This is a genomic window from Anabaenopsis arnoldii, assembly GCF_028331025.1.
Taxonomy (GTDB): domain Bacteria; phylum Cyanobacteriota; class Cyanobacteriia; order Cyanobacteriales; family Nostocaceae; genus Anabaenopsis; species Anabaenopsis arnoldii.
Genome location: NZ_JAQMUH010000181.1, coordinates 1 through 13494, shown reverse-complemented (window position 1 = coordinate 13494; position 13494 = coordinate 1). Strand labels below are relative to the sequence as shown.

Here is a 13494-nt window from a genome sequence, read left to right as displayed (position 1 = left end):
TGGAGGTAATAACACTATCACCACCCGTAATGGGAATCAAGTTATTACCACCGGTGCTGGCAATGACCGCATTAACACAGGTAATGGCGATGATACCATTAACGCTGGTGCAGGTAATAACACCATCAGGACTGGCAGGGGTAATAAGAGGATAATTTAGTGATAACCTGATGAAGGATATAATTTTTGTGGGGTGGGTATCTTACCCGCCCCTGTGTCCCTGACTGAAATGTGCTGTAATTCCTGTTATCGGCGAATAATGGGGAGAAATCTGCGTAAAATATCTATGCCTAGCTGCAATTGACTGAAAAGTTTGCGGATTTTGGTAAAATCTACCCTATTTTGATCAATATCATCGGCATTGAAGATATTATCATTTATGCCATCATTTATGCCGCTAAGTCCTGCGATCGCCCTATGGTAATACCCTAATTCCGCTAGTTTCCCAGGATTCATAGGGCTGATAAAGAAAGAAATGGGAGGGCGGTTAGAAGTTGGTGCATTTTCACTGATAAAATCTGTTACTTTTATTTCCAGATTTATAGCAGTAGCTAATATAATATTGCCGCCATCTCTGCCATAGTCCGGTGAAACTACAGGGGTGATGTTCCACCTGTTAGCATCTGGTATTGGTGTACTATTTCCAGCGGTTTCTATAATGATTTCTCGGATTTCGCCATTAGTTAAGTTAGGATTAGCACTGAGCATTAAGGCAACTACACCAGCAACGTGAGGAGCGGCCATGGATGTACCACTATATGTACCATACTCATTACCAGGGAGGGAGGAATAAATACCCACTCCTGGAGCCGTCACATAGGGAAAAGAATTCAGCCCAGCCCTGTTAGAGAAGTTAGCCATCTGACTGTTCCTGTCAACTGCTCCCACAGCCAATCCGCAGTTGTTGGCATAGCGAGCGGGATAGCCGGGAAATGGGTAACTATTATTACCCGCTGCCATGACAACCACAACACCTTGACTACTGGCATATTGAATTGCAGTTTCCAATGTGCTGTTAGGGAAATTACTACCGAGACTGAGATTAATTATATCAGCACCATTATTCACAGCATAGTAAATACCATCAGCAACGGTATTACTGCTGCCTGATCCCTGTTCATTGAGAACTTTAATCGACATGATTTTAGCATCATAGGCAATACCAGTTACCCCAAAGCCATTATTTGCTCCAGCAATGGTTCCAGCCACATGAGTACCATGACCATTAACATCAATGGTACTGTTGGTATTGTCAACAAAATTCCAACCTTGGGCATCATCAATATAGCCATTATTATCGTCATCGATGCCATTACCAGGAATTTCATTGGGATTAGTCCAAATCTTATCCTTTAAATCTGGGTGATTATAGTCAACGCCGGTATCTAACACAGCAACAACTACACCATTACCTGTGTAGCCCTGCGCCCAGGCCGCCGGTGCTCTGACTAAATCTGCTCCCCAATTATTACCACCCACAGGAGGAACATCAGCAAAAGTATTTTCACCAGCAGCTCTTGCTACTGCGGCTGCGGCATTAATCAAGCCATAGCCAGAATTAAAATTATAGTTAGTGGTCTGGAGGGAAGTTGTATTAATATTATCAGGATTATCGGGTGAATTAAAACTACTCCGACCCCTGAGGCTCAAGCTATAATCATTGTGGATTTGAAAAGTGTCTACGGAGGAGAGATGGGTGGAATTTAGCCCGTGATGAGGAAACAAAGTCTGACTAATATCGTCAATGGGCATATATATTTTCTCCTCAATGAAACAGAATATTTTTTGACAGCACTTGTTAAAACCTGTTTCCCAGGTTTTAAAAGGTGAGTTTACCTCCCTTAATCACAATTAATATGAAATGAAATTGCAAAATGACTCTTTTTTGACCAAAAAGTATAATTGAAAGTATAGTTTTTCCCGTCGTTTAGGGTGGTGTGAGCTATGGAGTTTTATCTGGTGCAAAAACCCAAGCCTTAATACAGCGATGGTTTCTGGGATGAGGAAGGAAAATCACAAAGGAGCAAAGTGATGGAAAGTGGACATCTGGATCACAATGATTGACAGCGCCCTTCATCTGAGTTAGGTAAAAAAGGGCGGGCTTTCCTGCCCACCCCAGAAGATTTATGATTGTCATGGCGAGGGGTTCCCTGTGACCGCATCACCCAAGACACAAATAAGATTAAATATTTGCTTGCTGACGTTGGTATAGTGACCAGTACAAACCTTTTTGTTGTAGCAAATCTAAGTGAGTACCTCGTTCTGCAATTACGCCTTTTTCCAAGACTAAAATCAAATCGGCACGTTTTAGGGGTGCGAAACGGTGAGCAATGAGGAATACAGTGCGGTTACTAGAAACTTTTTGTAAGTTTTGCAAAACTTGCTGTTCAGTTTCACTGTCTAAAGCGCTGGTGGCTTCATCTAAAACTAAAATTGGTGCTGAGGAGAGAAAGAGTCTGGCTAGGGCTATGCGTTGTCTTTGTCCCCCAGATAAAGCCGTCCCTCTTTCTCCCACGTTGGTTTCATAGCCGTAAGGTAATTGACTAATAAAATCATGGGCGACAGCTAACCTTGCAGCTTCTACTACTTCCTCGGCGGTAATATCGGGGTTACCAAGAGTAATATTTTCTAAGATGGAGCCATTAAATAAAAAGTCTTCTTGGAGAACTACGCTAATTTGTTGGCGTAGTGAGGCTAAATCAGCACTCTTAACATCAAATCCATCAATTAAAATCCGTCCCGATTCAATTTGATAGAGGCGTTGTAATAGCTTAGAAAGGGTACTCTTACCCGAACCACTGCGTCCGACAATTCCCACAAATTGCCCTGGTTCTACGTTGAAGGAGATACCTTTGAGGACAGGTTCAATGTGTGGTTGGTAACGGAAAAATATTTGCTCGAAGGTAACTTGACCTTTGATGGGTGGTAAAACTAACCCTGTTCCTGATTCTGCTTCTGGGGCGATGTTGAGAATATCACCAATGCGGTCTACAGAAAGTAACACTTGTTGGAGATTTTGCCATAGTTGCACTAGACGTAATAGTGGCCCGGTGACTCTTCCTGAGAGCATTTGAAAGGCGACAAGTTGCCCAATGGTGAGATTTTGCTCAATGACTAGTTTGGCACCAAACCAGAGAATGAGTAAAGATGAAAAGTTGGTGAGAAAGTTACCGATATTACTGCTAATATTGGAGGTAGTAGAGGCTTTAAATCCTGTACGCACAAACCGTGCAAATAATCCTTCCCAGCGATCGCGTGCTGCTGGTTCGGCTGCATGGGCTTTGACGGAGTGAATCCCTGTAACTGTCTCAACTAAAAATGATTGACTGTCCGCATTGCGATTAAAAGTTTCATTGAGCCAATTGCGCAGAATTGGTGTAGAGATAATTGTCAAAGCCGCAAATAACGGCAATACCGCCAGGGCTACAAAGGTCAGCTGGATATTGTAATAAAACATCAAAACTAGGTAAACTACAGCAAAGAAACTGTCTAAAATCACAGTTAATGCTGTACCTGTGAGAAATTGGCGGATTTGTTCTAGTTCCTGAACTCTAGCTATGGTATCTCCCACGCGCCGTGACTCAAAATAAGCTAAAGGCAAACGCATGAGATGGCGGAATAGTTGAGCCGATAGACTTAAATCTAAACGGCGGGCGGTATGAGTAAAGATAAATAGCCGCAGAATACCCAGTATAGATTCAAAGGTCGCGATTAACAACAGTGCGATCGCCATGACATCAAGAGTGGGCAAACTTTGCTGCACCATTACTTTGTCAATTACAACTTGGGTAATCAGTGGAGTTCCCAACCCTAGCAGCTGCAAAGTAAAAGATGCTACTAATACTTCCGCGAGGAGTTTCCGGTACTTCCAAACTGCTGGGGTAAACCAACCCAAATTAAATTTTTCTTGAGTAGATATAAGTTCAACTTGCCAGAGTCTACCATCCCATGCAGACTCAACCACCGACTGGGGTAAACTTTCACAAGCATAATCCTGATTGAGGGGATTAGCAATAATCAGGTTAGATCCTTTCATGCCATAGGTTACTACCCAAGAAGCTGGCCGGGATGAATCCACTTGCCATTGTAGCATGGCTGGAAATGATAACTGCCGCAAGTCAGCCCAGGTAACTTGTAACCTTCGCAGCATTAACCCCAACTTCTCACCCCCATCCACCACATTCTTGGGGCGCTGTCCCCTGAGTTGGCGTTGGACCCATTCTAATTTCACCGGATGTTCTAAGTATTGCGCCACCATTGTTAAGCAAGCAGCAGCGGTGTTCGCACTATTTACAAAGGGATAAGCAGAGGTGACAACCGTTGGGGAAGGGTTGAGTTCCGGTGTTAGGTCTGGTACTCCTAAGTTGCTCTGGTGAATATCACCTGTGTCCTTCCCACCAGTTCGCCAAAAATCTTCAATTTCAGGACTAGAAAACTCTGTCCACAGTGCTGTACTCCAACATACTACTACTACTTCTTTGCTAGCAGCTACAGCTTTGCAGTCTACAGACATCTGATACAAACTACCAAACCAATCACCAGCTTGTAGAGAGCCTAAAGGCTTACCTTCTTCTTGTTCTCGTAAACGGACTTTACCAGTCAAAATCAAAAACTGATCACTACCTGCTGCGGTTGACCAGATTTTTTCTCCCAAACGATATTGACGGATTTGGGCTTGATTTTGCAGTTGGGATTGTTGTTCAGAACTCAACCAGCGCAGGGGTGGTTGATACCAAGGTATAGAAGCTAGGGCGTTGACTTTTAAACGTTGATTATCCAGAGATTTTAGCTCATTTGTAGTTTGACCGTCAGCTTTTGAATTTTCTCCACTAGCCATTTCTCAAATAGTTCATTTTGTAGTGATTGTTGAAGTTGGATATCTTCTAAAGACGCTGGCAAAAATTGTTCCACTCGAAATAAGCCGTAACGTCCTTCGATTTCTATAGGTCCGACAACTTGTCCAGGAGTAGCTATATCAAAAACCGCTCTTAATTGATCCGGTATTGTTCCTCGGCTTACTGGTCCCATCATTCCGTTAACCATGCGGTCTTCTGCGAGGGAATATTCTTTCGCTAGTTGCTCAAAACTACCTCCTTCTGCAATTTGGCTTTGTAGTTCTTCAGCTATTTCTAGATCCTCGACAATAATTCGGGAAACTATCACCCGATCCAGAAAAATTTTGCGTTCGATAAAATATTCGGAAATTTTCGGTTCTGTAATTAAAACTTTCAGCTTTTCTAATTTAAAGTTCAGTGCTATTGATTCGTAAAAGGTAGCGTAGTCTGTGGCATTGTCCTTTAGCCATTCCTGAAATACTTTAGGGTCATTGAGTTGATTCTTGAGGCGGAAATCAATAATGGTCTGTTCTGTGGAAGCGGGACTAATGTGTATATCATCTCGCGATTGGATTTCTTGTTCAATAACATATTGGCGGAGAATGTCGCCAATAAAATGGGCTAACTTTCCAGAGGCTTGCAGATATTTTACCGCCTGATTTATAAAAATTGGCTGGTCATTAACTATCAAAAACGGTGAAGATTCCATGAAATAATCCCATAAAGAACAGATGAAGAAAGTAAATGAGCCAAAATATAAAATATAGCATTTACCATGCTCGTGAGGTACATTTTTTTTAGTTTGAGGGAATAGGGAATAGGTGTGTACTTCATTAGCCTGAAAAAGGCTATAAATCTATCTCAGCCACCTGAAAACCGATGATGATAAAATAATGGTAAAATTAACGCATAATAGAATCAAGTATGCGCCAATAATTGCGTGTTTTTTAAAGAATCAGGCGAAAAAATCAGGAAATAGTAATTTTCCAAATCAAGGCGAGTATGATAGCTGCGATCGCCCCAATTAATGTGTTAATAATATTTACTACTTCGTTGGTGAGCCAGTCATATTTAGATTGCAATGTTGCACCAATCACACTTTCTAAATTTGTAGCGATAAATGCAGCCAATATACACCAACACACTCCTAATAAATCCACTAAACCCACAGCCCAACCTACACAGGCGATCGCAATAGAAGCCACCACACCGGCTATTGTTCCCTCTAAACTCACTGCTCCTTCTGTACCACGAGATACTGGTTGTAGTGTAGTAATCAAAAAAGTTCTCTTACCGTAGGCTTTACCAACTTCGCTAGCAGTGGTATCAGCAAGCTTAGTACTCAAACTAGCGACATAACCCAGTAATAGTAGAAACTCAAGGTTACTGACTATGAGTAATCCGGAATTGAGAATTCCTACCCCCAACGCACACACAGCAGCAGTCAGAGCCGAACCCCAAACATTTTCCGGACCTCTAGCTCCAGAACGTTTCTCAGCTATTCCTTCTGCTTCTTTTTGTGCCATGCCAATACGTGTTACACTAGAACCAACCAAAAAATAGAACATTACCACGAGATATCCTTGCCAACCAAGAGTTACCCAAATGAGTACTCCCAGTAACCAAGCGTGAAATAATCCGGCTGGGGTAAGTAGCTTTTTAGGCAAAATCGAGGCTAAAGCTAACAGCACCGTGTTTAATCCTATGGCTACTAACCAAGGATTTGCAAAGTCAAGAAAAGATAACATCAGCAATCAATCATGAGTACTTTGGCCAGAATACCAACAGGATAACCAACTTTAGAACTGGGATGTTGAGTTTCTGCCACTGTTTCACGCCAAAAATGCCGATATTCTTTTCCTATTACAGGTTAAGTAACCCCCACCGACTTGTAAAGATGTGTTAATCGCTTTTCCACCCCACTTCAGGCCAACATCTTCACTAAGATATAAGCTGAAATTATCTTAAACTGTATGTTTGACCACAAATCAGGTTTTAGGGGACTAAACGGCTTCACTTTGTATACAGTATTAACGATTTATTATATATAGGACTCCTATTTGATTTCTGTTCCCTGTTCCCTGTTCCCTGTTCCCTGTTCCCTGTTCCCTTTCCTCACTGATAATTTCTCAACTCAAATAGGATGACTATATTTAAAATAGCTATGCAGCGTACCTTATTTCATCTGGCTTTTCCCGTAACTGACATTGCCCAAACCAAAGCATATTATGTTGATGGACTTGGCTGCATGGCCGGCCGTGAAAATTCCCAAGCGCTAATTCTCAACCTCTACGGACATCAATTAGTAGCTCATGTCACTAAGGAAAGTCTGTTACCCCAACGGACTATCTACCCTAGACACTTCGGACTCATTTTTGTTCAGGAACATGACTGGGAAGAGTTGCTAGAAAAAGCACAGAAACAACAGCTTATTTTTCGGGAATCACCTAAACGTCGGTTTGTGGGTTCACCCTTGGAGCATCGCACTTTCTTTTTAGAAGATCCCTTTTACAACTTGATGGAATTTAAATATTACCGCCACCCAGATGCGATTTTTGGCAGTTCTCAATATCCCGAAATTGGTGACCGGGGTTAATTGGTTCTGCTAAGGCAGATGCTACGGCTGCCAAACTGTTGGGATCTGTTAACATTGAGGGATGTAGTAGAACTTTGACTACTATTTCTTTTCCCACGGGCATTTGTGAACTATTTGCCGGAACGATCATTAAATCATAAGGTGTCCATATCGATGTAAAATTTATCTGATCTAATATCTGGGCATCACCATTTAAATCTTGGATGAATCGACTATTAGAGCGCATTTGCAAGCAGCCTGGACGCTGGGAAGCATAGGCCATCAAAGTTCCGTTGTGAGGAGAGGAAATAGTAATTAACCTGTGTACGCGGTTGATTCCTCCTAGCCTTTGAACATAGTAACGGCTGATAATTCCTCCCATACTGAAGCCTACTAAATCAATTGGTTTGTGTGGGCCAAAGGTATTAAGAATATAATCACTTACCTGCTGTGCCAAAATATCAAGACCAACCGCAGCATTGTTGGGAACCAGATCCAGGGTATACACAGGCCAACCCTGCTGTCTGAGATAACTGGCCATGGTATTGAAAACTGCTCCAGTGTCTTCAATACCATGTATTAATAACACCGAGTTACGCTCTAGGTTGTTGCTATTCATAGGAATATATGGGATGTGCTTAATTGAATGCCTTAATAGTGTTAATGTCTACCAGTAATCTATGCCACTTTTACCACGGGTCTGCCAACAGGAAAATATTAATTTTAATTAAGCATCATTTCTAAATCTTGCACTTAGCTACAGTAAAATTGAATAATTAACTCTCAATGTCTACCAGTGGGAAGTGCTTCCACTAGAGAAATAAAACTATTTACAGATATATAAACACGGGGGAAATTCTCATGTTCGGTTTTATCAAAAAGTTAATCGCGGGTATTTTGGGTTTTATTACTGGGTTGTTACCTGGTAAAAAAGGCAGTGGCTACTACTTAGAGTTAGATGAATCCGCAGATGATACAGCACCACCAGCTACAGCTAAAGATCAACAAGTATCCCCATCACCTAAAGCTAATGGTACGGCTGCGGTGGTTTCAGCAGCAGTAGATGCACCCACCGCTTCAAAAACCACTAAAGTAGAGCCGACAAAAAATACCGGAGCTAATCAAGCCACACCCACCACAGTATCAGCCTCTAATGGGACAAAAACACCAGCAACTGAAACTACTTTTGCCCCAAAATATCTTGTTCCTACTGGGTCCGGCTCTAGTCGCCGCCGTCCAGGGGCAAATATGAATTCTTACCTGGATATGGCACGACAAATGAAAACTTCTAACTAACTGGGTTGACACTCCCCTGACTGCAGTGATGGGGATTTTTTGCTAACTAGTGAAATGCTGCGGAAATTAAGGTTATTGCTACTGTTGGCGCTGTAACTGCTCGCAAGATGCGGCGGCCAAGAGATACTGGTTGAAAGCCAGAGGCGATCGCTAGGCTGATTTCCGCTTCAGTCCATCCCCCTTCGGGTCCTGTGGCAATGGTAATTGTAGATGTGTCAGATTCAATCAGGTTATTTAAATGGGGATAATCACCACGTCCCTCACAAATATAACGGTGACTTCCCAGATTAGCGCTAATACTGGTAGTAAAAGGTACGGGTTCCAAGATTGTGGGGATAAAACAGCGTTCTGACTGTTCCGCCGCTTCTGTAGCAATGCGTCGCCAACGTTCCAGTTTTTGCGGGCTGGGATTGAGTAAGGTGCGATCGCTCAATACCGGAGCAATACAACTTACACCTAATTCTGTACAATACCTGACGATTTCATCAAATCCATTCCCCTTGGGCAAGGCTACCATGAGGGTAACGGTTACAGGTAATTCATTTTCTGCGCTTAATTGTTCTAATATCTGGGCTTGTTCTCCTTCTAATTGAGCTAACCACCATTTTCCTCGACCATCCATGGCAATGAAGCGATCGCCCCCACGTAAGCGTAACACTCTGCCTAAATAATGCTGTTGCTCTTTACCTAGGGTAATCACATTTGCTTGAATTTGAGAGGGAGCGATCGCGATTCTTTGTAGTTGAGCCATGCTAATTTAATTACCTACAGTCATCAAGCATAAAAAAACCTACTCTGTAGCTAATATCACGGAGAGAAGGTTCAAAATATTTATTGAATTGATTTACACCAGATTCTCAAAGTAAGCTTCTAAGGCTTCATTCACCAACTCCGTCATTGGCCTGTCTTGACTATTGGCTGCTGCTTTCAGCTTAGTATATACCTCATCGCGGATACTAACTCGATGGCGGGATTTACTGCTAATGGTAGCTTCAGGTTTGTAAGTATCCGCAAACTCACGCAGAGCAGCAAAACCTAGACGATGGCAAAAATCGCCAAAGCTTTCGCCGTATTCCCGAAAATTCTTAAAGTAAACGAAAATCGGCTCTAAAAAGCTTTCTATATCATTATGATGTAGCTTGTCTACATAAGGCTGCGCTAATCTTGTCTGATTTGGGGAACCTCCCAGCCACACTTGGTAAGATTCAGGAGCGCTCCCCACAAAACCTAATTCTGCCATGTAGGGACGGGCGCAGCCGTTGGGGCAGCCTGTCATCCTTACCACAAAATGCTCTTTTTGTAAACCTAGTTTATCCAATAACTGGCGAATCCGCTCTAAAATACCTGGTATTGCCCGTTCAGATTCGGTAATAGCCAAACCGCAGGTAGGCAAAGCCGGACAAGCCATAGCATAACGTACTAGGGGTTCAATGGTGTTGGGATCATCAACGATGCCGCAACGGTGTAGAAGCTCCTGAATGGCTGACTTATTTTCTGGCTCAATATCATAAAAAATGATGTTGTGGTGGGGTGTCAAGCGCATAGGTAAGTCAAATTGCTCCACAACTTGCCGCAAAGCAGTTTTGAGTTGAAAAGAACCCTCATCTTTAACTCGACCATTCTCTACGGAAATGCCTAAAAATAGCTTGCCATCACCTTGTTCATTCCAACCGAGGAAATCGTAATATTTAAACTCTGGTAACTGTTGGAATGCGGGGAGTGATTTACCGAAATACTCCTCAACTTGGGTACGGAAGTTATCTACACCCCACTCATGAATTAAGTACTTTAATCGCGCATGACGGCGCTCCGTGCGATCGCCATAATCCCTTTGAGTCGCAACAATCGCCTTAACTAAATCGTAAACATCATTTTTTTCCACATAGCAGATTTCATCTGCTACCCTGGCAAAGGTTTCTTCCTTATTGTGTGTCCTCCCAAAACCCCCACCAGCAAACACATTAAAACCTTCCAGTTCTCCCTGGTCATTAGTGATTACCACTAAGGTCAGGTCTTGGGAATATAAATCTACGGAATTATCACCAGGTACAGTCACCCCAACTTTGAATTTGCGGGGCATATAGTGAGTGCCATAGATCGGCTCTTCGCTACCATGAATAATAGTACCATTGCCATTGCGTTGTCGTGCGGCTTTAACTTCTTCGGTTTCTTCCCCACTAATGATTTTTTCGCCATCTAACCAAATTTCGTAGTATGCCCCCGTTTGGGGTGTCAACAAATCAGCGATATTATTGGCGTATTCCCAGGCATACTGGTACTCGGCGCGATTCTTGAAGGGTGCGGGTGGAGCCATGACGTTACGGTTAAGGTCACCGCAAGCCCCCAGGGTCGAACCCATATTTTTTACTATACTAGCGATCGCTGCCTTGAGATTCTTTTTTAAAATCCCATGTAACTGAAAGCCTTGACGTGTGGTTACTCGTAATGTGTGGTTCCCGTATTGATCAGATAAATTATCTAAAGCCAGATACAACTGCGGTGGTATAAACCCACCGGGATTTCTAGTCCGCAGCATAAACTGATAATCTTTCTCCTGTCCCTTGACCCGGTTATCGCGGTTATCCTGCTGATAGGAGCCATGGAACTTGAGCAGCTGTACTGCTTCTTCGGTAAAATGAGTTGTATCTTCAAGGATTTGTGTAGCTACGGGTTCGCGTAAAAAATTACTTCTTTCCTTGATACCTTCTACTTTGGAAGGCTGATCACGCTTGGCAATTGGGGCAGGAGCAGATTTAACCATCAGAGTTGTTCTATTATTCTCAATAAGGCATCGGTGGACGCCGAACCATGTTTTCGGCTGAGTGATTCCCGGTAATCCGGTCGGCAATAGGAGGAATAATTTAATTTTAACACAGTAGGGTCTCTTCAAAATCTCTATCAAAATGGCGATCGCGGTTCACTTATTTAATCTCCTGCGTACTAAAAACTAATGTTCCCTTAAGCTTAATTTCTCGTGCCTTGTGGCATTGGCGAATTACATCCTTATCCGCAGAAACCTTAGAGGATGTTTGATAAGTTTTCAACCCTAATTTTCATCACATCTTTACCGTAAGGATTCAGGTGGTGGGGTATTGACAAGTGTGGTCAGGGAAGCAGAATATAGCAATTATGGAGAAAAACCTGCCACCAAAACTAGACAGTGAAACCTTGAAACAGTTGGCGACTTTTCAACTGGTAGGGATCATCATGGAGCAGGGGAAAACAATAGAGAAGCTAACAAGCAGAGTTGTAGAACTAGAACAAAAAATAGAGAAACTCAAAGTCAGTAGAGACTTAGACAGCACAACATCATCAAAACCACCATCGGGAGACATCCTCAAAAAAACCGAAAAAAAGCTCGAATAGCCAGTAGAAGAGAGCCGGATAGCAAAACGGAAACCAGGAGGACAACCAGGACATCCGGGAAAAACCAGAAAGGGATTTCCTCGAGTAGATAGGTTTGAGATATTATAGCCTTTTTCAGGCTCATGAAATACACACCAATTCCCTATTCCCTATTCCCTATTCCGGTGTTCGGTGTGTTCCCTCAAACTAAAAAAAATTGTACCTCACGAGCATGGGAAATGCTATATCAAAGATATACGTGCGTTTGCAGCGAATGTGGCTCTAAACAAGCAGCAGACTGATCACCAGAAATAGTACCAGGACAAGATATAGGAATCAGACTGCAAGCCTTCTTGGGAAGGCTCAATAATTACGGACATTTATCCTACGAAAAACAACAAGAATTGTTGTGGGAACTAGGTCAAATAGAAATTGGAGTCGGAACATTAGTAGCCACGAATGAACGAATAGATAGTGCAGGGGCTCAAAGTATTGATAGCCTCAAGGAGTGGATAGAACAAACCCAGCCCAATATCCATGTAGATGAAACACCTTGGGTAGTCAAAGGCGTAAAAGAATGGTGATGGATTTTTGCCAATACAGACTTCGCTTTATTTCATGCGGCTGATACTCGCTCTCGTCCTGAATTAGAATCCATTCTGGGTTCAAGTTACTCTGGTGTACTCATTTCTGATGACTTTAGCGCCTATAACGGTTATAAGGTCATTGCTCAACAGAAATGCCAGGCGCATTTACGCCGTCACTTTAAGAAGCTGATTAAGCAACGGGCTTAAATAATCAAGGAATTGGGACAATATTCGTCAACCTGATAGATGAGGGTTTTAAAAACTACGCTTTATTCCAACAAAGCCAAAATCTTGATGAATTCTTGATTTGGGCATCAGAGTTTAGAAAAAAAGTTGAAGCCGCTATTCATTCCGGGATCGATAAGGCTGGGGGTGAAGCTGGTAAACTTTTACGCTCTTTAAGGAATAAAGCTCATCAGTGGTGGTATTTTTTAGACCACCCGGAGATACCCCCTGATAATAATTTAGCCGAACGAACATTACGTTTAGCAGTGACAAAACGAAAAGTTAGTGGTGGTTCTCGTTCAATGGAGCGGTTTCAAGATACTGCCAATTTATTGACGGTTATTCAAACTTGTCGTCGTCAAAGACGTTCTGTGATTGAGTTTTTTAACCAAGCTATCAAAGCGATGGTTAACCCTGCTGTGCAGACCCCTTCTTTAATTCCTCAAATTTAGACCTGAATCCTTACTGTTTACCCCATTTAATTCATTAGATCCAGTCCCCTCCCCTTACAAGGACAAGACTTGGTGGACAAGGTGGACAAGGTGACCACCGGAGAAAAACAGTACAAAGTCTGTATTCTTAGTAAGAAAAATAGCCCATTAAAAGACCATTGTCCGTATAAAATCTTCCT

Annotated in this window: 10 protein-coding genes and 1 pseudogene; 4 read left to right on the top strand and 7 right to left on the bottom strand. The window is 42.5% G+C overall.

Annotated elements, in window-relative coordinates:
- A partial coding sequence (locus tag PN457_RS18425; protein ID WP_417006616.1) for a calcium-binding protein occupies window positions 1-160 on the top strand: 160 nt, incomplete at its 5' end.
- A gap of 86 nt (window positions 161-246) precedes the next feature.
- Here the strand turns inward: PN457_RS18425 and PN457_RS15855 are convergent.
- The 4 genes from PN457_RS15855 to PN457_RS15840 all read right to left on the bottom strand — a co-directional run bounded on the left by PN457_RS15855 (window position 247) and on the right by PN457_RS15840 (window position 6583).
- Window positions 247-1752, bottom strand: a complete 1506-nt coding sequence (locus PN457_RS15855) for a S8 family peptidase (protein ID WP_271734369.1) — start codon at window positions 1750-1752, stop codon at window positions 247-249.
- 430 nt (window positions 1753-2182) lie between these two features.
- Window positions 2183-4837: a peptidase domain-containing ABC transporter gene (locus PN457_RS15850; protein WP_271734368.1), complete on the bottom strand. Its 2655-nt coding sequence runs from the start codon at window positions 4835-4837 to the stop codon at window positions 2183-2185.
- Entirely contained in the window at window positions 4786-5544 is a 759-nt protein-coding gene (locus PN457_RS15845) for a peptidylprolyl isomerase (protein ID WP_271734367.1), read from the bottom strand. The genes PN457_RS15850 and PN457_RS15845 overlap by 52 nt, the downstream gene beginning before the upstream one ends.
- A gap of 259 nt (window positions 5545-5803) precedes the next feature.
- Window positions 5804-6583: a TIGR00297 family protein gene (locus PN457_RS15840; RefSeq protein ID WP_271734366.1), complete on the bottom strand. Its 780-nt coding sequence runs from the start codon at window positions 6581-6583 to the stop codon at window positions 5804-5806.
- Window positions 6584-6999: 416 nt separating this feature from the next.
- Here PN457_RS15840 and PN457_RS15835 point away from each other — a divergent pair, with 416 nt between their 5' ends.
- On the top strand, window positions 7000-7431 hold the full coding sequence (locus tag PN457_RS15835; protein WP_271734364.1) for a VOC family protein: 432 nt from the start codon (window positions 7000-7002) through the stop codon (window positions 7429-7431).
- Here PN457_RS15835 and PN457_RS15830 read toward each other — a convergent pair.
- A complete protein-coding gene (locus PN457_RS15830) occupies window positions 7361-8029 on the bottom strand; it encodes an esterase/lipase family protein (RefSeq protein ID WP_271734363.1) in 669 nt (222 codons plus the stop codon). The genes PN457_RS15835 and PN457_RS15830 overlap by 71 nt on opposite strands.
- 242 nt (window positions 8030-8271) lie before the next feature.
- Between PN457_RS15830 and PN457_RS15825 the strand changes: the two genes are divergently transcribed.
- Entirely contained in the window at window positions 8272-8706 is a 435-nt protein-coding gene (locus PN457_RS15825) for a hypothetical protein (RefSeq protein WP_271734362.1), read from the top strand.
- A 46-nt stretch (window positions 8707-8752) separates the two neighbouring features.
- Here the strand turns inward: PN457_RS15825 and PN457_RS15820 are convergent, their stop codons facing one another.
- Window positions 8753-9457, bottom strand: coding sequence for a 16S rRNA (uracil(1498)-N(3))-methyltransferase (locus PN457_RS15820; protein WP_271734361.1), 705 nt, complete (start codon window positions 9455-9457; stop codon window positions 8753-8755).
- A 93-nt stretch (window positions 9458-9550) separates the two neighbouring features.
- Window positions 9551-11467 carry a sulfite reductase, ferredoxin dependent gene (sir, locus tag PN457_RS15815; protein ID WP_271734360.1) on the bottom strand — a complete coding sequence of 639 codons (1917 nt, stop codon included), beginning with the start codon at window positions 11465-11467 and terminating at the stop codon, window positions 9551-9553.
- Between the two features lie 368 nt (window positions 11468-11835).
- On the opposite strand from sir, the pseudogene tnpC reads away from it, so the two are divergent.
- Window positions 11836-13315, top strand: a pseudogene (gene tnpC / locus PN457_RS15810) (IS66 family transposase).
- Window positions 13316-13494: the final 179 nt, after the last annotated feature.